Annotated in this window: 22 protein-coding genes and 1 pseudogene; 13 read left to right on the forward strand and 10 right to left on the reverse strand. The window is 56.2% G+C overall.

Annotation, left to right across the window (positions count from 1 at the left end):
* The 9 genes and pseudogenes from HP459_RS23505 to HP459_RS08690 form a co-directional block, all read left to right on the forward strand.
* Positions 1-1,520 (forward strand): annotated as a pseudogene (locus tag HP459_RS23505) (transporter substrate-binding domain-containing protein); the annotation flags it as partial.
* A 9-nt stretch (positions 1,521-1,529) separates the two neighbouring features.
* Positions 1,530-2,039 carry a GNAT family N-acetyltransferase gene (locus tag HP459_RS08655; RefSeq protein ID WP_048965889.1) on the forward strand — a complete coding sequence of 170 codons (510 nt, stop codon included), beginning with the start codon at positions 1,530-1,532 and terminating at the stop codon, positions 2,037-2,039.
* A gap of 9 nt (positions 2,040-2,048) precedes the next feature.
* Complete coding sequence (locus tag HP459_RS08660; protein WP_023300190.1) at positions 2,049-2,975, forward strand: amino acid ABC transporter permease; 927 nt, start codon at positions 2,049-2,051, stop codon at positions 2,973-2,975.
* Positions 2,959-3,732 (forward strand): amino acid ABC transporter ATP-binding protein, encoded by a 774-nt coding sequence (locus tag HP459_RS08665; RefSeq protein ID WP_171936112.1) that lies wholly within the window; start codon positions 2,959-2,961, stop codon positions 3,730-3,732. Before HP459_RS08660 ends, HP459_RS08665 begins: the two co-directional genes overlap by 17 nt.
* 9 nt (positions 3,733-3,741) lie before the next feature.
* Entirely contained in the window at positions 3,742-4,629 is an 888-nt protein-coding gene (locus HP459_RS08670; protein WP_022648225.1) for a transporter substrate-binding domain-containing protein, read from the forward strand.
* 166 nt (positions 4,630-4,795) lie between these two features.
* The gene (locus HP459_RS08675; protein WP_022648224.1) at positions 4,796-5,413 is read left to right on the forward strand and encodes a glutathione S-transferase family protein; all 618 of its coding nucleotides are present in this window, start codon (positions 4,796-4,798) and stop codon (positions 5,411-5,413) included.
* A gap of 37 nt (positions 5,414-5,450) precedes the next feature.
* A complete protein-coding gene (gene pptA / locus HP459_RS08680) occupies positions 5,451-5,681 on the forward strand; it encodes a tautomerase PptA (RefSeq protein WP_022648223.1) in 231 nt (76 codons plus the stop codon).
* A 185-nt stretch (positions 5,682-5,866) separates the two neighbouring features.
* Positions 5,867-6,868 (forward strand): Kdo(2)-lipid IV(A) acyltransferase, encoded by a 1,002-nt coding sequence (locus HP459_RS08685; protein WP_171936113.1) that lies wholly within the window; start codon positions 5,867-5,869, stop codon positions 6,866-6,868.
* A 90-nt stretch (positions 6,869-6,958) separates the two neighbouring features.
* Positions 6,959-7,594 carry a helix-turn-helix domain-containing protein gene (locus HP459_RS08690; RefSeq protein ID WP_032624847.1) on the forward strand — a complete coding sequence of 212 codons (636 nt, stop codon included), beginning with the start codon at positions 6,959-6,961 and terminating at the stop codon, positions 7,592-7,594.
* 140 nt (positions 7,595-7,734) lie between these two features.
* Here HP459_RS08690 and HP459_RS08695 read toward each other — a convergent pair whose 3' ends face one another.
* Positions 7,735-8,211, reverse strand: a complete 477-nt coding sequence (locus tag HP459_RS08695) for a GNAT family N-acetyltransferase (protein WP_171936114.1) — start codon at positions 8,209-8,211, stop codon at positions 7,735-7,737.
* An 85-nt stretch (positions 8,212-8,296) separates the two neighbouring features.
* On the opposite strand from HP459_RS08695, the gene HP459_RS08700 reads away from it, so the two are divergent.
* A complete protein-coding gene (locus HP459_RS08700) occupies positions 8,297-9,232 on the forward strand; it encodes a LysR family transcriptional regulator (protein ID WP_154051303.1) in 936 nt (311 codons plus the stop codon).
* On the opposite strand, the gene HP459_RS08705 is transcribed toward HP459_RS08700, so the two are convergent.
* Positions 9,227-9,529 carry a helix-turn-helix transcriptional regulator gene (locus tag HP459_RS08705; RefSeq protein ID WP_022648218.1) on the reverse strand — a complete coding sequence of 101 codons (303 nt, stop codon included), beginning with the start codon at positions 9,527-9,529 and terminating at the stop codon, positions 9,227-9,229. The two genes, HP459_RS08700 and HP459_RS08705, sit on opposite strands and share 6 nt — an antisense overlap.
* Positions 9,530-9,690: 161 nt before the next feature.
* Between HP459_RS08705 and fusA the strand changes: the two genes are divergently transcribed.
* The gene (gene fusA, locus HP459_RS08710) at positions 9,691-11,793 is read left to right on the forward strand and encodes an elongation factor G (protein ID WP_171936115.1); all 2,103 of its coding nucleotides are present in this window, start codon (positions 9,691-9,693) and stop codon (positions 11,791-11,793) included.
* A gap of 67 nt (positions 11,794-11,860) precedes the next feature.
* Here the strand turns inward: fusA and HP459_RS08715 are convergent, their stop codons facing one another.
* Positions 11,861-12,286: a DUF3828 domain-containing protein gene (locus HP459_RS08715; RefSeq protein WP_003857021.1), complete on the reverse strand. Its 426-nt coding sequence runs from the start codon at positions 12,284-12,286 to the stop codon at positions 11,861-11,863.
* 341 nt (positions 12,287-12,627) lie between these two features.
* Complete coding sequence (locus HP459_RS08720) at positions 12,628-13,200, reverse strand: flavin reductase family protein (RefSeq protein WP_045622528.1); 573 nt, start codon at positions 13,198-13,200, stop codon at positions 12,628-12,630.
* 105 nt (positions 13,201-13,305) lie between these two features.
* Here HP459_RS08720 and nhoA point away from each other — a divergent pair, with 105 nt between their 5' ends.
* Positions 13,306-14,151: an N-hydroxyarylamine O-acetyltransferase gene (gene nhoA, locus HP459_RS08725; protein WP_023300181.1), complete on the forward strand. Its 846-nt coding sequence runs from the start codon at positions 13,306-13,308 to the stop codon at positions 14,149-14,151.
* Positions 14,152-14,229: 78 nt separating this feature from the next.
* Here the strand turns inward: nhoA and narI are convergent, their stop codons facing one another.
* The 6 genes from narI to HP459_RS08755 all read right to left on the reverse strand — a co-directional run bounded on the left by narI (position 14,230) and on the right by HP459_RS08755 (position 23,122).
* A complete protein-coding gene (gene narI / locus HP459_RS08730; protein ID WP_022648214.1) occupies positions 14,230-14,910 on the reverse strand; it encodes a respiratory nitrate reductase subunit gamma in 681 nt (226 codons plus the stop codon).
* A complete protein-coding gene (gene narW / locus HP459_RS08735; RefSeq protein WP_022648213.1) occupies positions 14,907-15,602 on the reverse strand; it encodes a nitrate reductase molybdenum cofactor assembly chaperone in 696 nt (231 codons plus the stop codon). Before narW ends, narI begins: the two co-directional genes overlap by 4 nt.
* Positions 15,602-17,146: a nitrate reductase subunit beta gene (gene narH, locus HP459_RS08740; RefSeq protein WP_023306263.1), complete on the reverse strand. Its 1,545-nt coding sequence runs from the start codon at positions 17,144-17,146 to the stop codon at positions 15,602-15,604. Before narH ends, narW begins: the two co-directional genes overlap by 1 nt.
* The gene (locus HP459_RS08745; RefSeq protein ID WP_171936116.1) at positions 17,143-20,883 is read right to left on the reverse strand and encodes a nitrate reductase subunit alpha; all 3,741 of its coding nucleotides are present in this window, start codon (positions 20,881-20,883) and stop codon (positions 17,143-17,145) included. The genes narH and HP459_RS08745 overlap by 4 nt, the downstream gene beginning before the upstream one ends.
* 67 nt (positions 20,884-20,950) lie before the next feature.
* The gene (locus HP459_RS08750; RefSeq protein WP_058646716.1) at positions 20,951-22,336 is read right to left on the reverse strand and encodes a NarK family nitrate/nitrite MFS transporter; all 1,386 of its coding nucleotides are present in this window, start codon (positions 22,334-22,336) and stop codon (positions 20,951-20,953) included.
* 210 nt (positions 22,337-22,546) lie between these two features.
* On the reverse strand, positions 22,547-23,122 hold the full coding sequence (locus tag HP459_RS08755; protein WP_038416103.1) for a TetR family transcriptional regulator: 576 nt from the start codon (positions 23,120-23,122) through the stop codon (positions 22,547-22,549).
* Positions 23,123-23,238: 116 nt separating this feature from the next.
* Between HP459_RS08755 and HP459_RS08760 the strand changes: the two genes are divergently transcribed.
* The coding region (locus HP459_RS08760) for an MFS transporter (protein ID WP_171936117.1) at positions 23,239-23,631 on the forward strand (393 nt) is incomplete at its 3' end.

Here is a 23,631-nt window from a genome sequence, read left to right on the forward strand (position 1 = left end):
CGCGATGTTAAACAGCAGCTTGAAAGTCACGGCCGCCGCGCAGGGGATTTACATATATTCCAGGGCGTCAGCGTGATTGTTGGAAACGACGCCGATGACGTAGAAAACCAGTATCAAACCACGGCGGCACTGGTCTCCATTAATGATGCGCTGAATTACCTTGGACGTTATTTCGAGCATCACGACTTCAGCCAGTATTCTCTCGACGCGCCGTTCCCGGATATTGGCGATTTGGGCAAAAACAGCTTCCGCAGCACCACCGATGAAATCAAGCGTAACGCCCGTGAGCGCAACTTAACTCTGCGTCAGGTCGCGCTGGAAGCCGCATCGCCGCGCCCGCGTTTTTCCGGCACACCGGAGCAGGTGGCCGATGGTTTACAGGCCTGGTTCGAGGAGAAGGCGGCGGATGGCTTCATCATTCAGGGCGGTACGCCGGACACCTTCCCGCGCTTTGTCGACCAGGTGGTCCCCCTTTTACAGGCGCGCGGCCTGTTCCGCACCGACTATCCCGGCACCACGCTGCGCGAAAGTCTGGGCTTAGACGAGCCCAAAAATCAGTTCACACAACAATAAAAGAGAAAAACGCTATGCAGAAATCATCGCTTATTCTGGCGCTTGCGCTGGCCTTTACCCCTGTCGTCTGGGCAGAGAACGTCAATATTAACGGCACCGGCGTGAGCATTGAGGCCAATAAAACGCCGATCAATACCGCCAAAAACAGCGATGCGATCGCGCAACTGCCGAAAGACTATCGCTTTGCCGTGCCGGGGAAATTTACCGTGGCGGTGGCGGGACTGAATCAACCGCCGCTGACGGTCTTTTCCGACGACAACAAAACTCTGCTGGGAAGTGAGGTCGACATTGCGCGTCTGGTATCGGACAGTCTCGGACTGGAGCTGAACGTGGTGCCCACCTCCTGGGAGGACTGGCCGCTGGGGGTTGCCTCCGGGAAATACGACGCGGCTATCAGCAACATCACCGTCACTAAAGCGCGCAAAGAGAAGTTCGACTTCGCCACCTACCGCAAGGATTCACTTGGCTTCTATGTGAAATCCACCAGTCCGATCAACTCGCTTGTGAAGGCAGAGGATATCGCCGGGCTGCGCATCATCGTAGGTTCCGGCACCAACCAGGAAGCCATTCTGCTGGCATGGAACGAAGAGAACCTCAAAAAAGGGCTTAAACCCTTTACGCCGATATACACCAAAGACGACGCGGCCCAAACGCTGGCGCTTCAGTCCGGACGCGCGGACGCCTACTTTGGCCCGAACGTGATCGGTGCCTGGAAAGCGGCGCTTAACGGTAAAACCAAACTTGTCGGCAGCGTCGACGGCGGCTGGCCGAAGGCGGCGCATATCGCGGTGACGCTGAAAAAAGGCAGCGGCCTGGTCGAACCGGTACAAACCGCGCTGAACGGCGCAATCAAGAACGGAGATTACGACAAGGTGCTAAACCGCTGGGGGGAAGGCGTGGAGCGTATCTCCAGTTCCGAAGTTAACCCGGCGGGTCTGGGCGATTAAGGAGGCGCTATGCAGGAACAATTTCGTGACGTTTCGCCGGAAGATGCCGATCTTCAGCCCATTATCGCGGGGCTTTTCGGTGAGTACGCCGCTCGTTACGGCGACTACTTTTCAAAGGATGCGGAAGTCGAGCTGACAGAGTGGTACCTGGCGCCGCAGGGGCTGTTTATCGTCCTGGAGCGCGATGGCGAGATCATCGCCACCGGGGCGTACAAGCCCTTCGACGAACATACCGCAGAGATCAAACGTATCTGGACGAATAAAACGCTGCGCCAGCAGGGACTGGCCGCGCGCGTGGTACAGGAGCTGGAGCGCCGGGCGGTGCTGGCGGGTTACAGCCACATCTACCTGACTACGGGGTTTCGTCAGCCGGAGGCGGTGCGGCTCTATCTCAGTCAGGGGTATCAGCCGCAGTTCGATCTCAACCGCGACCCGGAAGAGTATAGCCAGCCGCCGTTCGACGGTCGGCTGCGTTTCACCAAGACGCTGATCCGCGAAGCGCTCAGCAAAACCGCATAAGGAGCGACGATGAGCAACGTTGAAACCATAAAAGTGGTCCCGGCACGTTATCCGCTGCGCGCTGCTGGCGCCGTGGTGGCGCTGTTTGTGCTGGCTGTCGTGATCCAGTCCGTGGCCTTTAATCCGCGCTGGGAGTGGGCGGTATTTGCCCGCTGGTTCTTTGACCCGGTGATCCTCGAAGGCGTCGGACAGACGCTGCTGCTGACGTTGATAAGTACCGTACTGAGCGTGGTGATTGGCGGCATGCTGGCGCTGGCGCGGCTCTCGTCATCATGGCTGTTGAACAGCCTGGCGTGGGGTTACATCTGGCTGTTCCGATCGCTGCCGCTGATCGTGGTACTGATTATCCTCTATAACTTCTCCTATCTCTACGACACGCTCTCTCTCGGCGTGCCTTTTACCGGCATTACCTGGGGCAGCTTTGAAACCATCAACGTTCTCGGGCAGTTTTCTACCGCCATCGTGGGGCTGACGCTGGTGCAGAGCGCCTATACGGCGGAGATCATTCGCGGGGGCTTCCTTGGGGTCGACCACGGTCAGTATGAGGCGGCCGCTGCGCTGGGTCTGCCGGCGTGGCGTCGCACCGTGCGCATAATTCTCCCCCAGGCGCTGCGCACCATCCTGCCGTCCGGGTTTAACGAAATCATCAGCCTCGCCAAAGGGACGGCGATGGTTTACGTGCTGGCGATGCCGGAACTGTTCTACACGATCCAGATGATCTACAACCGCACCCAGGAGGTGATCCCGCTGTTGATGGTGGGGGCCGTCTGGTATCTGGTGATCACCACCGTACTGTCTGCCATCCAGCATGTTATTGAGCGTGGACTCGCCCGCAGCGAGCGCCGCTCCGCCGTAAACCAGAGCCGGGCGACCAGCCGCGCGCGTTCCGTCACCACTTCGTCAGCACAGGAGCCCGTTCATGCAAGCCTCTCCTGAAGGACACATTTCCATAACCGGCGTCAGTAAGTTTTTTGGCCGACATAAAGCGCTCGATAACGTCACGCTTGAGATCCCACCGGGCTCCGTGACGGTGATCCTCGGACCCTCTGGATCGGGAAAATCGACGCTGCTGCGCACTATTAACCATCTGGACCGCGTAGACGAAGGCTTTATCCAGATTGACGGGGATTACATCGGCTATCGCCGTCAGGGTGACAAACTCTACGAGCTCAAAGAGAAAGAGATCCTCAAACAGCGCGTCAACGTTGGGTACGTGTTTCAGTACTTCAATCTTTTTCCGCATCTCACGGTGCTGGAAAACCTGATTGAAGCACCCATCGCGCATAAAAAGTTCAGTAAAAAAGAGGCTGTTGAAAACGCCTACAGCCTTCTGGATGTGGTAGGTCTGCGCGATAAAGCCGATGCCTGGTCGCGTCACCTCTCCGGCGGCCAACTGCAGCGCATTGCCATTGCCCGCGCGCTGGCGCTGCGCCCGCGCGTGATGCTGTTTGATGAGCCAACTTCGGCGCTGGATCCGGAACTGGTTGGCGAAGTGCTGGACGTGATTAAAAAGCTCGCCCGCTCCGGCACTACGCTGGTGGTGGTCACCCATGAGATCGGCTTTGCACGGGAAGTGGCGGACCAGGTGGTATTTATGGTCGACGGTAAAATTGTGGAGCAGGGCAGCAGCGACGACGTGTTAAACCGACCGTCGCATCCGCGAACGCGCCAGTTCCTCTCAAAAGTGCTGTAAGGAGCGCAGATGAAATATGGACTCCTGGCGGGGCTGGTCTTCACGACGGCGAGCCACGCCAGCATTGATTTAAAGGCCAACGAACAGCCGCTGCCGGTGACGGTTGATCAACAGGCAGTGGCGAAAATCCCGGCGAACTATAAATTTGTTGAGCCGGGTACCCTCACGGTGGCGATTTCAGCCCTGAATTCTCCGCCGCTGGCGCTGCTGGCCAGTGATAACCGCACCCGTATTGGCAGCGACCCGGATATCGCCCGGTTACTGGCGGGCAGTCTGGGGCTGAAGCTGAAGCTGGTGCCAACGGCGTGGGAAGACTGGCCGCTGGGGATCACTTCCGGGCGCTATGACGTGGCGTTGGTGAATATCGCCGTCACCGAGCAACGTAAGGAGAAGTTCGATTTTGCAACCTATCGCGTCGATTCCCTGGCCTTCTCGGTGAAATCCACCAGCAACGTACAGTCGATCACCAGTGCGAAAGATCTGGCCGGTAAAAAGGTGATTGTCGGGTCAGGCACCAATCAGGAACGTATTCTGCTGGGCTGGAACGAAGAGAATAAAAAGGCCGGACGCGAGCCTGCGTTGCCGGTTTATCTGACCGACGACGCCTCAGGCAATCTCTATATTCAGTCCGGCAGGGCGGATGTCTTCTTTGGACCGCAGTCCGTTTCGGCCTACAAAGCCGCGTTAACCGGCAAAACCCGCGTCGTGGGATTAGGCCCGAAGAAAGCCTATGTCGCCACCACAACCAAAAAAGGCAATGGGCTGGTGTATGCGTTGCAGGCTGCGCTGGACGGTGCGATTAAGCGCGGGGATTATCAAAAGGTGCTGGCGCGCTGGGGGGAAGCGGGCGAAGCGGTGACGTCTTCAGACGTTAATCCACCCGGGATAACCTACTAATGGTGCTCTATACCCTAAATAATTCGAGTTGCAGGAAGGCGGCAAGGGAACGAATCCCCGGGAGCGTACATAAGTACGTGACTGGGGTGAGTGAATGCAGCCAACGCACCTGCAACTTGAAGTATGACGGGTATACACTTAGGGTTTTCATCCCTGAGGAGGCAACATGATCAAACTCTATGGCGTACCCGGCTGGGGATCGGCAATCAGTGAGGTGATGCTGACTCTGGCAGACATCCCGTATCAGTTCGTCAACGTGGATGGGTTTGACCAGCCCGGCCCGCAGCGCGAATTGCTGTTGAAACTGAACCCGCTGTGCCAGGTGCCGACGCTGGAGCTGGAAAATGGGGCGATCGTGACGGAAACCGCGGCGATCGCCCTGATGGTGCTCGACAGACGACCCGACCTCGCGCCGCCCGTTGGGCAGGCCGAGCGCCAGCAGTTTCAGCGCCTGCTCATCTGGTTTGTGGCGAACGTCTATCCCACCTTTACGTATGCAGATTACCCGGAACGCTGGGTGCCTGATGCCCCGGAACAGCTGAAGAAAAACTGTATTGAGTACCGGAAATCCCTCTATCTGTGGTTTGACAGCCAGCTCAGCGCCTCGCCTTATGCCTTTGGCCAACAGCTTACGCTGCTTGACGTCTATATTGCCGTCGTGCGTACCTGGGGGCCAGGTCATGAGTGGTTTACCACCAACGCACCTAATATCACCGCCATCGCGGATGCCGTCTGCGCGTTGCCAGAACTGCACAAGGTGCTAAAAGCTAACGACATAATCTGATAACGTGGAACGCTAACCTATAAAAGGAGCCCTGCCCATGCCTCACGTTGATATCAAATGTTTTCCACGCGATCTGACTGACGAACAAAAAACGGCCCTGGCGGCGGATATCGCCGAAACAATAGTCCGTCATCTGAACAGCAAAGATCGCTCAATCTCCGTGGCGCTTCACGAAGTACAGGAAGCTGACTGGAAGGCGCAGGTCTGGGATACCGAGATTGGACCTAAACTGGATGAACTGATTAAGAAGCCCGGCTATTCGATGTAACTCGCCTGCCGGGTGGTGCAGTATCACCCGGCGATCCCCGCCTTTCATTCCTTTCGCAAAAATCGATAATAAACAGCACAACGTTTCCGCTACAATTCACTCCTCCAAACAATATTCGTTAAATCAGCAGGTAAGCACTACAACTGCACCAGATTAAGTACAGATAGTAAAAGGATAATTTTTTCATGACAAAATTACCTCGGTTTTCACTCGCCTTTATGCATCCTCGTTACTGGCTCAGTTGGGCAGGCATTGCTGCGCTCTGGGGTACGGTTCAGCTCCCATATCCGCTTCTGTTAAAAGCAGGGCACGGACTCGGGCGTCTGGCCATGCGTCTGCTTCCACGCCGCGTGGAAATCGCCAGACGTAACCTTGAGCTTTGCTTTCCGGAGATGAAAGAGGGTGAGCGCGAGCGTTTGCTTGAGCGTAATTTTGAATCGGTTGGAATGGGCGTCATCGAAACGGGCATCGCGTGGTTCTGGCCTGACTGGCGCGTGCGCAAACACTTCAGCGTGACCGGCTACGAACATATGGAACAGGCAAGGGCGCAAGGAAGGGGCGTGGTGCTCATTGGCATGCATTTTCTCACGCTGGAATTAGGCGCACGCATCTTTGGCATGCTCAACGCGGGTATTGGCGTCTATCGTCCCAACAACAATGCGTTGCTCGACTGGCTACAGACGCGCGGTCGTCTGCGTTCCAATAAAACCATGCTCGACCGTTACGATTTGAAGGGCATGATCCGCGCGCTTAAGCAAAACGAGATCCTGTGGTATGCCCCGGATCACGACTATGGAAAAACGAATAGCGTGTTTGTGCCGTTTTTTGCCGTCCCGGACGCCGCGACAACTGCCGGGAGCTATATGCTGGTGAAAAGTGCCAGACCGGCCGTGATCCCGTTTGTACCACGCAGAAAAGCAGACGGCACAGGGTATGAGCTGATTATCCTGGACGATATTAGCGATACCTTGCAGGGAGGCGATAAAGTGGCCGTGGCTACGCAGATGAACAGGGCGATTGAGCGTGCGGTGATGATGGCACCCGAGCAATATATGTGGCTGCATCGTCGCTTCAAAACGCGTCCTGAAGGGCAACCGGACCGGTATGCGCGAAAAAAACAGGTCCAGTCCTCAGTCAGAACTTTCGCTGCCAGCGATATGTCGGATCGGTCGAGTATCCAGCAGTAACACAGGGGGCGGATGCCGTTGCGCTCCGCCCTTTATAAAATCTGCGCCGCTGGATAGAATTACCGCATCCACCTTGTCGGGATGCAAAATATGACCGGAAGAGTCGACTATCACCTTGAAAAATATCTCCTCACCGAAGTCGCCGAGCCAGAACGTCTGACCCGCCAGTGGGCAGAAGTGATGCGCGAGTGTCGCGAGCAAAAATCCGGTGCGGAAGAGCGTTTGCGTCTCGCGCTGCTGAATGTGGATTATGTGACCAGCTTTGAGCTTCCCTTCCGGTTACTCCTCACCCGCGCCCCGCAGTTGATTGATGGGATCAGAAATGAGTTCCAGCTCAGTCAAAAAAATGTCCTGTTCAACGGCAAGCGGTTTGGCTGCGTTTACAGCCTTAAACAGGACCTGGAAAGTGTTCCTGACGAATTTACCTATCACCTGAAAACGCGGATCCAGCGAAGCGACAGCACTGGCGGAAGTGAAGTACCTTACCGGCAAATTGCACAGCAGGTGAAAGCGCCCAGGGAACGACTCAAACTGGCACTCGAAAATGGACTATCTGTAACGGCGCTCGACGGGCTTTTCTGGTTTGGCATTCAGCGTATCGCGGCCGATGTGCAGAGGCTAAGAAAAACGGGCACGAGGATTGTGACGTCAGAGACTGAGGTGTTTGATACGCTAACGATGACAACCCGGCGGATCCCCGTCTACAGCCTGACGCAGCCGGAATGAGCCTCGGTCGCTGAATCGTCGAGCGTCTCAGAGAAAACAAAAAAAGACGGTAAGCTCTTTCTCAGATATACCGTGCTTCAGCAACGCTTTCATTGACATTATGCCCCTTAGAAAGAGGGGCGTTTCACGCGATGGCATTGCTACTCAGCAAATGCCCGCAATGCCTTGCCATCAAGACGATAGCGTACCCATTCGGACTGCGGTACCGCGCCGATGCTCAGATAAAAATCAATTGCAGACTGGTTCCAGTCAAGCACGCTCCATTCCAGCCGGCCGCAGTGACGTTCCACTGCGCATTGCGCGATATTTTTAAGCAGTGCTTTTCCCGCACCCTTGCTGCGGTATTCCGGGGAGACATACAAATCTTCCATATAGATGCCGTTGCGGCCAAGCCAGGTGGAATAGCTGGTGAAAAAAACGGCATACCCCACAGCATGGCCTGCATATTCGGCAACCAGCGCTTCGGTTTTACTGTCTGCACCAAACAGCGTTTTACGGATTTCGTCCGGCGTGGTGACCACTTCTTCTGGCGCTTTTTCATAGACTGCGAGTTCGTAAATCATATCGTATATTGCCGCTGCATCTTCAGGTCGCGCCTGACGAATCGTAATGCTCATTCCTTTCCCTTTATCTTTGTTTGTAGTTGATGGGGATAAGCATAAAGGCTAATGTCAGAAGAATTAAGTGCAATGAAATCAATAAATGATGAATATTATGCATCCAGCCTTAAGGCGCCTTGATTTAAACCTTCTGCCGGTTTTTGACGCGATTTATCGCCACAGTTCCGTTCGACTTGCGGCAGATGAGCTGGCGATGAGCACCTCGGCGCTCAGCCATGCCCTGTCACGGCTGCGTGTTTCGCTCAACGACCCGCTGTTCTACCGGGAAGGACATCGAATGTGTCCCAGCGTCTATGCCACCCAGCTTGCGCCAGTTATTGCATCGGCCCTGAAATATCTCGACCAGGAGCTGTCGCCGCAGCCGGAATTTGATCCTGCTGTCAGTACAGCGTGTTTGCAGATCGCGATAACGGACTTTACCGCGTTCTGCATATTCCCTGCGCTCATGAATACGCTTCAACATGCGGCGCCTGGCTTGCGTCTGGAATTACGATATTTGCCGCACAGCCCGGCGTTGACGGAATTACTGGCAGGAGAGGTGGATCTGGCCCTGGGATTCAGCACCATTGAGGATCGCCGGTACCCGGAGCTGGAAGAGATCAGCTGGTTCGAAGATGAATATGTGGTGATTAGCAATGCGAGCCGGAGCGCGCTCACGCTGGAGGATTATCTCGCCGCCCGGCATCTTGTGGTTACGCCGTGGAATGAGAAGCAGGGGGTGCTGGATTTGCAGCTGGAACGCATGGGTTATACCCGACACATTGCGATCAAAACCCCGTCTATGCTCAGCGCCCCGTTTGTTATTGCAGAAAGCGATCTGCTGATGGCGTTACCTCGATTCGCCGCTGAAAAGCTGCTGCCAGCTACCCGTATTAAAATTTTTGATTTACCGTTCCACATCAGTCCGTTTGAAGTAAAAATTTATTCGCACAAGCGCAGCGGGAAACGAGGCGTCACGAACTGGCTCAAAGCTACGCTGCGCGCGCTGGCCGAAGGGCAACATTCAGAGCGCTTATGATTTCGACTGTAACAGGATCGCCATCAGCCCCGGAAAGCGGGCGTCCAGATCTTCTCTTCTCAGTGAAATCATATTCTCGCGCCCCTGCGGGCGCTGCCAGATCACGCCGCTGTCGCGCAGTACACGCCAGTGGTGAGTCATGGTTGATTTCACCACCTCGTCCGGGCGCAGCGCGTTGCAGCTCAGCTCACTGCCGTCGGCCAGCCGTCGAATAATCGCCAGCCGCAGCGGATTGCCGAGGGCGAACAGCACATTTTCCAGCAGTATTTGTTCTGGTTCCGGGTGGTTTGGGATCATCGTTTTCCTGCGTCTCGCGTGAGATTGAGCTATATCAACAATAGGTCAACCGTTAAAAAATAGTTCGATAATACTCGTACAATAGGACTATTATAACAAACGAACAAACACGCGACTATCCTGGTCGTCACAAACCCGTCATGAAGACGTAAGGAAATATCATGCCCCGACCCATTCCACTCGAACGTTATCGCAACATCGGTATCTCCGCGCATATCGATGCGGGCAAAACAACCACCACTGAGCGCATCCTGTTTTACACCGGGATGAGCCACAAGCTGGGTGAAGTACACGATGGCGCGGCAACCACCGACTGGATGGCGCAGGAGCAGGAGCGCGGGATCACCATTACGTCGGCGGCGGTGAGCTGTTTTTGGCCCGGCATGGACAGAGGCTTTGAACCGCACCGCATCAATATTATCGACACCCCCGGGCATGTGGATTTCACCATTGAGGTGGAACGTTCCATGCGTGTGCTCGACGGCGCGGTGATGGTTTATGACTCCGTCGGCGGCGTGCAGCCGCAGTCGGAAACCGTCTGGCGTCAGGCGAATAAATATCACGTCCCGCGTCTGGCATTCGTCAACAAAATGGACCGCCCGGGTGCGGATTTCTTCCGCGTGTTGCGGATGATGCAGGAGCGGCTGAAAGCTAATCCGGTCCCGATTGTGATCCCCGTGGGCGCAGAGGAACACTTCACCGGCGTGGTTGATCTCATCAAGATGCGCACCATTCTTTGGGATGATGCGACCCAGGGCATGGCGTTCACCTACGCGCCGGTGCCCGACGATCTGCTGAGCACCGCGCAGACGTGGCGAGAAAAAATGGTCTCGTCTGCGGCAGAAGCCAGCGATGAGCTTATGGATAAGTACCTTGAGACGGGTGAACTGGATGAAGCGGAAATCATCAAAGGGTTACGGATCCGGACGATCTCCGGTGAAATACAGCCCATGCTGTGCGGCAGCGCTTTCAAGAACAAGGGTGTGCAGCGCATGCTCGACGCGGTGATTGAATTGATGCCGTCTCCACTGGACGTGCCCGCTATTGATGGGGTAGACGAAGACGGACAGCACGCTGAGCGCCACCCAAGCGATGATGAACCATTCTCTGCGCTGGCCTTCAAGCTGATGAGCGATCCGTACGTCGGACAGTTGACCTTTATTCGCGTCTATTCCGGCATACTGCGCAAAGGCGACGCGGTTTATAACCCGGTGAAGGGCAAAAAAGAGCGAATCGGGCGCATCGTGCTGATGCATGCCAACGACCGCCATGAGGTGGACGAGTTGCGCACAGGGGATATCGCAGCCTGTGTCGGGCTGAAAGACGTCACCACCGGTGACACGCTGACCGACCCGAATGCGGTGATCACCCTTGAACGGATGGAGTTCCCGGACCCGGTTATTTCGCTGGCGATTGAGCCGAAAACCAAGGCCGATCAGGAGAAAATGGGGATCGCCCTACAGCGCCTGGCGGCGGAGGATCCGTCTTTCCGTCTGCACACGGACGAAGAGTCCGGTCAGACCATTATCTCCGGGATGGGCGAACTGCATCTCGAAATCATCGTTGACCGCATGAAGCGTGAGTTTGGCGTTGAGGCAAACATTGGTCGTCCGCAGGTCACCTACCGTGAAACCCTGCGTAAAGCGGTGAAGGATATTGAAGGTAAATTTGTCCGACAGTCCGGCGGGAAAGGGCAGTACGGTCATGTGGTCCTGAGTCTGGAGCCGTTAGCAGCCGGAAGTGGTTTTGTGTTTGAAGATGCCACCAAAGGCGGGGTAGTGCCGCGGGAGTACATCCCGTCGGTGGAAAAAGGCTTGCGAGAAGCCATGAATACGGGTGTGCTGGCGGGCTATCCGGTTGTCGATGTGAAAGCGACCCTGACGTTTGGTTCCTACCATGACGTTGACTCCTCGGAGATGGCCTTCCGCATGGCGGCGATCCTCGGCTTCAAAGAGGGCGCGCGGCGGGCGGATCCGGTTATTCTTGAGCCGGTGATGCACGTTGAGGTGGAAACGCCGGAAGAGTATGCCGGGAACATTATGGGCGATCTCTCCTCCCGCCGCGGCATGGTGCAGGGGATGGCAGAGCAGTACGGCAGCCAGATTATTCGCGCTGACGTCCCGCTGGCTGAAATGTTTGGCTACGCCACCACGCTGCGCTCGATGTCCCAGGGGCGCGCGACGTATACGATGGAGTTCCATCATTTTGCGGAAGCTCCGCGGAATGTGGCGGATGAGATTATTGCGAAGCGCGTGAAGAGTTAATTAATTGCACATGGTAGTCATTTGGCTACCATGTGCCTTTATTATTACGACAGGGAGTTTATGCCTGTTACTTAATTAGCGTCGCCGATCGCACTTTCCATTTTCCTTGCTCTTCAACGAGACAATCTGCAATAACATGATCTTGCTTCTTACCAAATGCGACATAGACGTTTGTGCAAACGGCGTCAAAATCAGAATGTAAGACGGTTATCTGATTCCAGTCATCATCCCAGTCCTGCGCTTTGATAAACATATCCGCATCGGGCATATCTTTGTCGTTACTGTCGCCAGAGTACATTTCTTTAATTGCTGCAATGGTCCCTGAGGCTACGTACTCGTTCATAATGTCTGGATTGAGTACGGGCGGTTTGTTCTGATCTAACTGCGCTATATACCATTGATTGAATTTAAGCGCCGCCTGACCCGGTGCATAAATGTTTTCTGCGGCCGCGAGCGGAGAAAGGGCGAACAGTAAAAAGTAGAGTGGTTTCATTAATCATGCCTGAACAGTTCGTAATGAGGTTGTATGTTGCGGTAAGCCTGCATTGACTAATGTGCGCCCCATATCTTTTGCCAGACGCGTGTTGGGGATTTTTAATCGACCACTCGCTCTGATCGCTTCTGTTACGTAACGAGCACAATAACCCGTGCTGCTGGGTTGCGCGTGTGATTTCGCATATGATATTGCGCCATCTTTGTTCCATGACATGGATATTTCCTTTACGAAAGATTGTTTATGCAACAGCTTCTGAAATATCCTCCGTTTAACATCGTTATGATAAACATAAAATGCCATAGAAATTTTATATAATTCAGATGGGTATAATTAAAAAATCAATCAAGCGCCTTCACCATCTTCCCACTCGTCACAAACGTCCCGGCCCCCAGATGATGCAGCGTATTCAGCTTATCCCCGTCAAACTGCCAGCGTCCGGAGACAAATGCGCGTTCATCTGCCGCGGCGGAAACCACTTCGCCAAACAGGGTGTCATATTTCTCGGCCGCAGAAGTGACAGGTAATAACCGACACTCCATCCACGCCAGACATTTCTCTTCTATAACCGGCAGACCAAGCTCAGGGCCATGAATAACAGGGATCCCGTAGCAGTTAAATTTATCCTCGTCGCGCCCGCTGACGCTGCCGACCGCCCAGGTCCAGTTGGCTGCCGCCACGCCGGGGATCACAATGCCGAATTTCCCGCTGCGTTCGATCAACTCCCGTGACCACGCGCTTTTGTCTACCACGATCGCGATACGCGGGGGTTCAAATTCCACCGGCATAGACCATGCGGCGGCCATGACGTTGCGACGATCGATGGTCTCATCCCGACTGGTGATGAGCACGGTTGGACCGTGATTCAGAAGACGGCTGGCATGACGTAATTCAACAGGACGAAAGTGGCTCATAGGATCTCCTCATGTACACGATGAGTATGCCGAAAAAGCACTTTTGCGCATATGCATAAGGGAAAATAGTTTATAAACAGGGGATATCACATCATGGAGCAAATCATGTCCCCATTTCTGAGTGCTTATTTTGCCCGCACGGGCTGGCAGCAGCCCGTACAGGTTAATATCGATACCCTGCGGGGGCTCCATTTACACCATAACTGCGCGATCCCTTTTGAAAATATTGACGTCGTTTTGCCGCGGGAAATTCATCTGGACGACGGGTGTCTGGTGGATAAACTGGTCACCGCGCGTCGGGGGGGATATTGCTTCGAGCAAAATGGCCTGTTTGAGCGGGTGTTGCGCGAAGTTGGGTTTACGGTACGCAGCGTGCTGGGGCGGGTTGTACTGGCGAATCCGTCGCAGATGCCGCCGCGCACGCACCGGTTGCTCCTGGTTGAGCTGAACGGCGAGCGCTGGATCGCCGATGTGGGATTTGGCGGACAAACGCTGACGGCGCCGATTCGTTTGATCGCCAACGAGGAGCAGAAAACCCCGCACGGGAGTTATCGTTTGCTGAGCGAGGGTAATGACTGGGTACTGCAATTCCGCCATCACGAGCACTGGCAGTCGATGTACCAATTTGACCTGGGGACGCAGTACTTCAACGATTACGTGATGGGTAACTTCTGGTCGGCGCACTGGCCTCAGTCCCATTTTCGTCATCACCTGCTGATGTGTCGCCACCTGCCGGACGGGGGCAAGCTGACGCTGACCAACTTTAATTTTACCCACTGGCAGAACGGTCATGTGGAGGAGCAGATCCATTTGCCGGATGCGGAGGCGCTATATAAGCTGATGCAGGAGCGGTTTGGCCTGGGCGTTGATGACCCGAAGCACGGCTTTACGCTGGCAGAGCTGACGGCCGTGATGGCGGGGTTTGATACGCATCCGCAGGCGGGGAAATAGCCCGGTGGCGGCTACGCCTTACCGGGCCTACGGGCGTGTGAACGTAGGTCGGGTAAGGCGTAGCCGCCACCCGACAAATCAACGGCGCGATCTCACCACCTGATACCGACGCGTGAAGTACTCAAACGGCGCGCTCCATACATGCACCAGGCGGGTGAACGGGAAGATAAGGAAGATCGTCATCCCCAGCACCAGATGCACGCGGAAGATCGGCGCGACGCCGCTCAGCATTTCCGACGAGCCGCCCTTAAACGTGACGATCCCCTGCGCCCAGCCGACCAGCTTCATCATCTCGCTTCCGTCAGGGTACTGAGCGGAGAAAGGAATGGTCGACAGCCCAAGGATGCACTGAAGCAGCAGGATACTCATGATGATAATATCCGGCGTGGTGGACGTGGCGCGCACCCGCTGGTTGAACAGGCGTCGGATCAAAAGCATCGACCCACCGATCAGCGTCAGCACCCCGCAAATACCTCCCGCAATCATGGCTAACTGCTGTTTAACCGCGACGGGTAAAAACCAGGCGTACATCCAGTGCGGGGTTAACATGCCGAACAGGTGCCCGAAGAAGATCCCCAGAATCCCAATATGAAACAGGTTCGAAGCCCAGTTCATCCCGCGCTTGCTGAGCATCTGGCTTGATGACGCCCGCCAGGTGTACTGCCCATAGTCGTAGCGCAACCAACTGCCGAGGAAGAAGACGGTGGCGCAGATGTACGGATAAATGTCATAGAAAAACACGTTCAGGTAATGAGTCATTTTGGGCCTCCGGCGCTGACGTCCACGTACTGCGGCGCGACGTCCTGGCTAAAGCGTCGTTGATATTGCTGCATCGGCGAACTGTCGCACGATGTGGCGTTGTCTTCGATAAACTTGACCTGTTCCTCTTCCCACACGGCGTCCAGCGCCTGACGGGTATCATCCCGTTTTTCACCGGATACCTGTTTCGCCACGCTGTCGCTGGAAAGCCGTGTTTCCGCCAGCGACAGCAGGGCGTCAAACAGCTGGTAATGCGCTACCTCGCGCTGTTTCAGGCGGCCTCCAATCAGCGCCAGTATAGGCGCGACGTTTTGCAGCCCTTCACGCGCCTCGTCGTCGCTTACGATACTGAGATATTCCAGATAGAGCGGCAGATAGTCCGGCAGCTCGCGGCAATCCAGCTCCAGCCCGGCTTTCTCATACTGGCTCATCAGGTCGACCATCGCCTGACCGCGATCGCGGGACTCGGCGTGAACGTGCTCGAACAGCAGTAGTGAAGTCGCGCGCCCCCGCTCGAAAACTTCACACCATTCGGCCTGCTTATCCAGCAGCGGGGCGCTCAGGTGCTGCTGCGCAAACGGCAGTAGCATGGGCGCATCCTGTTCCACCAGGGAAAGCGCTTCTTCACGGTTATCCCAAAGCAGCTCATCGGGATACTCAATCAGTAGCGCGATGATTTTAAGGATCTGCATTATTCTCCCTCCCCGTGATCGCGCACCTCGGTAATGTTGATCGCGTCGATGCGGCTGCTGTTGAAGAGGTTGAACCTGGTGTCGGAGCCGTGACAGCCGTCACCGAAGGTGAAGCCGCAGCCGTTTTTCTCCGGGAAGGCGTCGCGCGCCATTTCGCGGTGGCTGGTCGGGATCACGAAGCGGTCTTCGTAGTTAGCGATGGCCAGATAGCGGTACATCTCCTCAACCTGCGCTTCGGTCAGGCCCACTTCCTCAATGGCGCGGGTATCGGTCACGCCTTCCACGGTCTGGGAGCGTTTGTAGTGGCGCATCGCCATCATGCGCTTCAGAGCGCGCAGCACCGGGCCGGTATCGCCCGCGCTGAGCATATTTGCCAGGTATTGCACCGGGATGCGCAGGCTTTCGACCGCAGGCAGTACACCGTCGCTCTGCGGCAGACCACCCGCGTCCGCGTAGGACTGAATCGGTGACAGCGGCGGCACATACCAGACCATCGGCAGGGTGCGGTATTCCGGATGCAGCGGCAGGGCGAGCTTCCAGTCCATCGCCATTTTGTAAACCGGGGAACGCTGCGCTGCGTCGATGACGTTCTGCGGGATGCCCTGCTTCAGGGCTTCTTCAATCACCGCCGGATCGTTCGGGTTAAGGAACACGTCGCACTGGCGCTCATACAGATCGGTTTCATGCTCGGTGCTGGCCGCCTCTTCAATACGGTCCGCGTCATACAACAGCACGCCAAGGTAGCGGATGCGTCCAACGCAGGTTTCTGAGCAGACGGTCGGCTGGCCGGACTCGATGCGCGGATAGCAGAAGATGCACTTCTCTGACTTGCCGCTTTTCCAGTTGAAGTAGATTTTCTTGTACGGACAGCCGCTGATACACAGACGCCAGCCGCGGCATTTGTCCTGGTCGATCAGCACAATGCCGTCCTCTTCGCGTTTGTAAATCGCACCGCTCGGGCAGGTGGCGACGCAGCTCGGGTTGAGGCAATGCTCGCACAGGCGCGGCAGGTACATCATGAAGGTGTTTTCGAACTGGCCGTACATCTCTTTCTGGATCTTCTGAAAGTTTCGATCGCGGGCGCGTTTTTCGAACTCGCCGCCCAGCAGCTCCTCCCAGTTTGGTCCCCAGACGATCTTATCCATCCGCTTACCGTCAATCAGCGAGCGGGGGCGGGCGGTAGGGAGGTGATCCCCCTCCGGGGCGCGGTGCAGATCCTGGTAATCGAAGGTGAAAGGTTCATAGTAATCGTCAATCTGCGGCAACACGGGGTTGGCGAAAATTTTCGACAGGACGCCCATTTTTCCGCCGAGGCGCGGGGTCAGCTTGCCGTGAATACTGCGGATCCATCCGCCTTGCCACTCATCCTGATCTTCCCAGTTTTTCGGATAGCCGATACCCGGTTTGGTTTCGACGTTATTAAACCACGCATACTCCATCCCTTCGCGCCCGGTCCAGACGTTCTTACAGGTGACCGAGCAGGTGTGGCAGCCAATGCATTTATCGAGATTCAGTACCATGCCAACCTGTGAGCGTATTTTCATTTTTTCGCCTCCTGAACCTGATCCCGACCTTCGCCGTCCAGCCAGTTAATGTTTTTCATTTTGCGGATCATAATGAACTCGTCGCGATTCGAGCCGACGGTGCCGTAATAGTTAAAGCTGTACGCCAGCTGCGCGTAGCCGCCAATCATGTGGGTCGGTTTCGGACAGACGCGGGTGACCGAGTTGTGGATCCCGCCGCGCCGTCCGGTCACTTCTGACCCCGGAATGTTCAGAATGCGCTCCTGAGCGTGGTACATCATGGTCATGCCCGGCGGCACGCGCTGGCTGACCACCGCGCGGGCGGTGAGGGCGCCGTTGGCGTTGAAGGCTTCGATCCAGTCGTTGTCCTCAATCCCCAGCTCGCGCGCGTCGGTTTCGCTGATCCAGACGATTGGCCCCCCGCGTGACAGGGTCTGCATCAGCAGGTTTTCGCTGTAGGTGGAGTGAATGCCCCATTTCTGGTGCGGCGTCAGGAAGTTAAGCGCTTTTTCCGGGAAGCCGTTCGGCGGGATCTCGCGCATGTGGGTGACGCTGCGGGTATCAATCGGTGGACGATAGGCCACCAGACTTTCACCGAAGGCGCGCATCCAGGTGTGATCCTGATACAGCTGCTGGCGGCCGGAAATCGTGCGCCACGGGATCAGCTCGTGAACGTTGGTATAGCCTGCGTTATACGACACGTGCTCGCTCTCAAGGCCGGACCACGTTGGGCTGGAGATAATTTTGCGCGGCTGCGCCTGAATATCGCGGAAGCGGATTTTCTCGTCTTCTTTGTTCAGCGCCAGATGGGTGTGATCGCGCCCGGTCAGTTCGCCGAGGGCTTCCCAGGCTTTGACCGCGACCTGACCGTTGGTTTCCGGCGCAAGAGCGAGGATCACCTCTGAAGCATCAATGGCGGTTTCAATGCGTGGTCGGCCTTTGGCCGGTCCGTCGAGCTTGACGTAATTGAGCTTGCCGAGGAAATCGACTTCGTTTTGCGTGTTCCACGATATGCCTTTTCCGCCGTTGCCGAGTTTGTCCAGCAGCGGACCGAGAGAAGTGAAGCGCTCGTAGGTTTCCGGATAGTTGCGCTCGACGACCGCAATGTTTGGCGCGGTTTTACCGGGGATGAGATCGCACTCGCCTTTGCGCCAGTCCAGAATATCAAAAGGCTGCGACAGTTCCCCCGGGGAGTCATGCTGTAGCGGCTGTAGCACCACGTCAGTTTCGGTGCCGAGATGCCCGACGCACACTTCAGAGAAGACTTTGGCGATGCCTTTGTAGATCTCCCAGTCGCTGCGGGACTCCCACGCCGGGTCAACGGCGGCAGAGAGCGGGTGAATAAACGGATGCATGTCCGAGGTATTCATATCGTCTTTTTCATACCAGGTGGCGGTCGGCAGGACGATATCGGAGAACAGGCAGGTGCTGGACATACGGAAATCGAGCGTCACCAGCAGATCCAGCTTGCCCTCAATGGCGGCGGTTTGCCATTCCACCTCTTCAGGTTTGACATCATCCGTTGAGCCTAAATCCTCGCCCTGAATTCCGCTCTCGGTGCCAAGCAGGTATTTGAGCATGTACTCATGGCCTTTTCCGGACGAGCCAAGCAGGTTAGAACGCCAGACAAACAGGTTGCGCGGGTGGTTCTTGCCGTTGTCCGGCTGTTCGCAGGCAAAGCGAATATCGCCCGATTTTAACGCCTGCACGGTGTAATCCTGCGGCGACATCCCGGCGGCGTCGGCGCGGGCTTTAACGTGCAGCGGGTTGAGGTTGAGCTGCGGCGCGGAAGGGAGCCAGCCCATGCGCTCGGCGCGGACGTTGAAATCAATCAGATGTCCGGTGAATTTCGACGCGTCTGCAAGAGGAGAAAGCAGCTCCTGTGCGGTGAGCTTCTCATAGCGCCACTGGCTGGCGTGGTTGTAGAAGTAAGAGGTGCTGTTCATCTGGCGCGGCGGACGGTTCCAGTCCAGCGCGAAGGCCAGCGGCAGCCAGCCGGTTTGTGGACGCAGTTTCTCCTGGCCGACATAGTGCGACCAGCCGCCGCCGCTCTGCCCGACGCAGCCGCAGAAGACCAGCATGTTGATCATCCCGCGGTAGTTCATGTCCATGTGGTACCAGTGGTTCACACCGGCCCCGAGGATGATCATCGAACGACCATGGGTCTTGTGCGCCGTGTCGGCAAATTCACGGGCGATTTTTTCTATCAGGTAAGCGGGTACGCCGGTAATTTGTTCGCCCCAGGCCGGGGTGTAGGCTTTGATCTCGGCGTAGTTTGCCGCCGCGTTATTGTCTTCCAGACCGCGATCGAGGCCGTAGTTTGCGAGCACCAGATCGTACACGCTGACCACGCGTCTCTGGCTGCCGTCGGCCAGCGTCAGGGTTTTACTCGGTACGCGGCGCGTCAGCACCGGCTCCTGCTTCACGCTGCGGAAATGCGGGTTCTCGTTGCCCCCGAAGTAAGGGAAGGCCACGTCTGCCACACTGTCGTGGGTGATGAGCAGGGAAAGCGTCAGCTCGGTCTCCTGTCCCGCGGCCAGCGACTCCAGGTTCCATTTGCCTTTTTCGCCCCAGCGGAAACCGATAGAGCCGTTCGGCGCCACCAGATTTCCGGCGACGTCAAAGGCGATGGTTTTCCACTCCGGATTATTGGTTTCACCCAGCCCGTCGGCCAGATCCGACGCGCGCAGCATGCGGCCCGGCACCACGCGACCGTCAGCCTGTTCATCCAGCAGGACCAGCATCGGCATGTCGGTGTAGCGGCGGCAATAGTTGAGGAAGTAATCGCTCGGGTTATCAAGGTGGAACTCTTTGAGGATCACATGCCCCATCGCCATGGCAAGGGCACTGTCAGTACCCTGTTTGGGGGCCAGCCACTGGTCGCTGAGCTTCGCCACCTCCGAGAAGTCCGGCGTAATGGCGACGGTCTTGGTGCCTTTGTAACGTACTTCGGTAAAGAAGTGGGCGTCCGGGGTACGCGTCTGCGGCACGTTCGAGCCCCAGGCAATGATATAGCTGGAGTTGTACCAGTCCGCCGATTCCGGCACGTCGGTCTGCTCGCCCCAGGTCATCGGCGATGCCGGAGGCAAATCGCAGTACCAGTCATAGAAGCTCAGGCAGGTGCCGCCGAGCAGGGAGAGATAGCGCGTACCGGCGGCATAAGAGACCATCGACATGGCCGGGATAGGGGAAAAACCGGCTACCCGATCCGGGCCGTAGTTTTTGATGGTCCAGACGTTGGCGGCAGCAATCAGCTGGTTAAGCTCTTTCCAGTTTGAGCGGATAAACCCGCCTTTACCGCGCGCCTTTCTGTAGCTTTGCGCTTTCTGTGGATCGTTCTGAATGGCATCCCAGGCCAGCACCGGATCGGTATGCTGCACCAGCGCCTCGCGCCAGAGCTCGATCAGCCTGCGGCGTACCAGCGGGTACTTGAGACGGTTGGCGCTGTAGAGATACCAGGAGTAGCTTGCGCCACGCGGGCAGCCGCGCGGTTCGTGGTTAGGCAGGTCAGGGCGGGTACGCGGGTAGTCGGTCTGCTGGGTTTCCCATGTCACCAGGCCATTTTTGACATAAATCTTCCAGCTACAGGAGCCGGTGCAGTTAACGCCGTGGGTGGATCGCACAATCTTGTCGAACTGCCAGCGCTGACGGTAGCTGTCCTCCCAGTCGCGGTTGGTGTGGTACACCTGGCCGTGCCCATCGGCGAAACTGTCGCCTTTTGTTTTGAAGTAACGGAAGCGGTCCAACAGTTTGCTCATGACATTTCTCCTGCTTCGATAACATAGCCGGAGGGTGAGGCATCACGCTCCGGCGAAGAGGTAGTTATTATTTTTGTGAGGATTTGCGGCCGTACACCAGCCAGGTGACGAGCACGCAGACGATGTAAAACACGAGGAAGACTTTCATGGCGCCCACCGGGGAACCGGTCATCGCCAGGGAGGTGCCAAAGGCTTTGGGAATAAAGAACCCGCCCACCGCACCGATGGCAGAGATAAAGCCCAGCGCCGCAGCCGTTTCGGTCACCGCTTCATGCTGTGCCTGTTCATCGCTCCCGCCCTGTTTTTTCACGCGGTCGAGGGTGATTTGGCGAAAGATAATCGCGATCATCTGGAAGGTCGAGCCGCTACCCAGGCCTGCGGTCAGAAACAGGCCCATAAAGACCAGATAGAAGGCGATAAAGCTGCCTGAACCAGACCCGGGGAGCGTCAGGAAAATCAGGGCGCTAAAGATGGCCATAAAGACGAAGTTGATCAGCGTCACCCTTACGCCGCCCAGTCTGTCCGAAATCATTCCGCCAGCCGAACGCGCCAGGGCGCCGATCAGTGGGCCAAAGAAGGCGAGGTGGAGGATATTAACGTCCGGAAACTGGGTTTTCGACAGCATGGCAAAGCCTGCCGAGAAACCGATAAACGAGCCGAAGGTTGCCAGATAAAGCAGGCTCAGCAGCCAGAGATGAAAGCGCTTAAGCACCGGAAGCTGGCTGGCAATGGACGCTTTCGAGCTGGCGATGTCATTCATGCCAAAAAACGCCGCAATGGTGGCCAGAATCAGCAGCGGCGCCCAGATCCACGCCGCGTTCGCCAGCCACATCGTCGAGCCATCCTCCTGCGGTACGCCGTGCACGCCGAGGAAGGTAAACATCGGCAGGAAAATCACCAGCGGCGCAACCAGCTGCATCACACTCACGCCCAGGTTACCCAGCCCGCCGTTAATGCCCAGTGCGCTGCCCTGTCTGGCTTTCGGGAAGAAGAAGCTGATGTTTCCCATACTGGAAGCGAAGTTGGCACCGGCAAAACCGCAAAGCAGCGCGATGATGATGAAGATCCAATAGGGCGTGGCGGTATTCTGGATGGCGATCCCAAGCCAGACACAGGGTACGACCAGGATAACGGTGCTTAACACGGTCCAGTAACGCCCGCCAAATATCGGCACCATAAAAGAGTAGGGGACACGCAATATCGCGCCGGAGAGAGAAGGTAATGCCGTTAGCATAAAAAGCTGATCGGTGCTGAAATTAAATCCGACCTTATTAAGATTTACCGCAATAGCGCTAAACAACATCCAGACGCAAAACGCCAGAAGCAAACATGCCACGGAAATCCACAGGTTTCTTCGTGCGATATGTTTCCCTTTATTCTCCCAAAATTGCGCGTTTTCCGGTTTCCAGTTACTCAACAGATGCTGATTACTCTTCTCGCTTTGATGTGACATATCACCCTCTTGCTTACCGAAGTGGAGAGAAAAAAGAAGGAAAAACAGAAAGATACCTGTCAGTGGCGTATGAAATTTATAGGATGTTATGGGATACATCTGAAAGGATAGATAAAAAAGCGAATCCCTGAGTTTGGAATGGGAATCAGGGTTCGCTTTATGTGTTACTAATTGTAACTCTTTGCGGAAATTAATACTCCGATGGGAGTATTAAAACAATTCGAGGGAGATAAGTTTATCCAGATGCTTATTAAATGCCGCGTCGTCCATTTCAGGCATATTTAAGACGTATATGCCATCCAGGCCACATACCAGACCAATTAAACGCCAGGCGATATTTTCCGGCTGATCAGCAAGCGTAAAGGCGTTGGCCTCCGCCCCGGCGCGGATAATTGCGACCGTTTCCTGGTGCCACATCTCCATGGTCAAAACGTAGGCGCCTTTGATATCGCTATCCCGGCTGGCGAGAATTTGCGCCTCCCGCCACAGTCGAATGTAGGGCTCAAACCCGCCGTCATCGCTGCCGAGCATGGCATGCAGGCGCTCGCGCCAGCCTGCGTTTTCGCCAACGATTTCAGCATCCAGCAAATTGCGGATCAGCCTGACAAACGCCAGCGATTTAAGCTCGCCCGCCGACGCAAAGTGGTGATGCACCTGCCCGGTGGCGACGCCCGCTTCGGTAGCGATTCGGCGCACGGTCATCGCAGCGAATCCTTCGGTCAGCGCCACGCGCATTGCGGCCTGTAGGATCTCTTCCCGCCGCTCGTCCTTGCTCAGATAACGCATAATTTCTCACTCTCAATGGCAACGAAACGAGTGTAACAAAGAGCTGGACAAGTGTTCAACTTTACGTAGGATCGCAATCTGGACATGTGTCCAGTTTTTAAATGAAAAGGAAATTTATGTTTCGTCAGTGGTTAGCGTTAGTGATTATCGTGCTGGTGTATATCCCGGTGGCGATTGACGCGACGGTGCTGCACGTGGCGGCGCCAACATTGAGCATGACGCTGGGTGCCAGCGGCAACGAATTGCTGTGGATTATTGATATTTACTCGCTGGTGATGGCGGGGATGGTGCTGCCGATGGGGGCGCTGGGCGATCGCATAGGTTTTAAGCGCCTGCTGATGATCGGCAGCGTGCTGTTTGGCCTGTCATCGTTAGCGGCGGCTTTTGCGCCGTCCGCGGGCTGGCTGATTGCCGCCCGCGCGTCGCTGGCGATTGGCGCGGCGATGATCATTCCGGCTACGCTTGCAGGGATCCGCACGCTGTTTATTGACGTGCGGCACCGTAACATC

It is taken from the genome of Enterobacter sp. CM29, from assembly GCF_013179605.1.
GTDB classification, from domain to species: domain Bacteria; phylum Pseudomonadota; class Gammaproteobacteria; order Enterobacterales; family Enterobacteriaceae; genus Enterobacter; species Enterobacter intestinihominis.

Excerpts from the sequence above, each read along its gene's own strand:
- HP459_RS08715 (WP_003857021.1), bottom strand. The coding sequence starts at position 12,286 with ATGAAACCACTCTACTTTTTACTGTTCGCCCTTTCTCCGCTCGCGGCC.
- HP459_RS08695 (WP_171936114.1), bottom strand. The coding sequence starts at position 8,211 with ATGAGCATTACGATTCGTCAGGCGCGACCTGAAGATGCAGCGGCAATA.
- fusA (WP_171936115.1), top strand. The coding sequence starts at position 9,691 with ATGCCCCGACCCATTCCACTCGAACGTTATCGCAACATCGGTATCTCC.
- pptA (WP_022648223.1), top strand. The coding sequence starts at position 5,451 with ATGCCTCACGTTGATATCAAATGTTTTCCACGCGATCTGACTGACGAA.
- HP459_RS08750 (WP_058646716.1), bottom strand. The coding sequence starts at position 22,336 with ATGTCACATCAAAGCGAGAAGAGTAATCAGCATCTGTTGAGTAACTGG.
- HP459_RS08665 (WP_171936112.1), top strand. The coding sequence starts at position 2,959 with ATGCAAGCCTCTCCTGAAGGACACATTTCCATAACCGGCGTCAGTAAG.
- HP459_RS08675 (WP_022648224.1), top strand. The coding sequence starts at position 4,796 with ATGATCAAACTCTATGGCGTACCCGGCTGGGGATCGGCAATCAGTGAG.
- narW (WP_022648213.1), bottom strand. The coding sequence starts at position 15,602 with ATGCAGATCCTTAAAATCATCGCGCTACTGATTGAGTATCCCGATGAG.
- HP459_RS08755 (WP_038416103.1), bottom strand. The coding sequence starts at position 23,122 with ATGCGTTATCTGAGCAAGGACGAGCGGCGGGAAGAGATCCTACAGGCC.
- HP459_RS08670 (WP_022648225.1), top strand. The coding sequence starts at position 3,742 with ATGAAATATGGACTCCTGGCGGGGCTGGTCTTCACGACGGCGAGCCAC.
- HP459_RS08660 (WP_023300190.1), top strand. The coding sequence starts at position 2,049 with ATGAGCAACGTTGAAACCATAAAAGTGGTCCCGGCACGTTATCCGCTG.
- HP459_RS08745 (WP_171936116.1), bottom strand. The coding sequence starts at position 20,883 with ATGAGCAAACTGTTGGACCGCTTCCGTTACTTCAAAACAAAAGGCGAC.
- nhoA (WP_023300181.1), top strand. The coding sequence starts at position 13,306 with ATGTCCCCATTTCTGAGTGCTTATTTTGCCCGCACGGGCTGGCAGCAG.
- narH (WP_023306263.1), bottom strand. The coding sequence starts at position 17,146 with ATGAAAATACGCTCACAGGTTGGCATGGTACTGAATCTCGATAAATGC.
- narI (WP_022648214.1), bottom strand. The coding sequence starts at position 14,910 with ATGACTCATTACCTGAACGTGTTTTTCTATGACATTTATCCGTACATC.
- HP459_RS08705 (WP_022648218.1), bottom strand. The coding sequence starts at position 9,529 with ATGATCCCAAACCACCCGGAACCAGAACAAATACTGCTGGAAAATGTG.
- HP459_RS08690 (WP_032624847.1), top strand. The coding sequence starts at position 6,959 with ATGACCGGAAGAGTCGACTATCACCTTGAAAAATATCTCCTCACCGAA.
- HP459_RS08685 (WP_171936113.1), top strand. The coding sequence starts at position 5,867 with ATGACAAAATTACCTCGGTTTTCACTCGCCTTTATGCATCCTCGTTAC.
- HP459_RS08720 (WP_045622528.1), bottom strand. The coding sequence starts at position 13,200 with ATGAGCCACTTTCGTCCTGTTGAATTACGTCATGCCAGCCGTCTTCTG.
- HP459_RS08655 (WP_048965889.1), top strand. The coding sequence starts at position 1,530 with ATGCAGGAACAATTTCGTGACGTTTCGCCGGAAGATGCCGATCTTCAG.
- HP459_RS08700 (WP_154051303.1), top strand. The coding sequence starts at position 8,297 with ATGATGAATATTATGCATCCAGCCTTAAGGCGCCTTGATTTAAACCTT.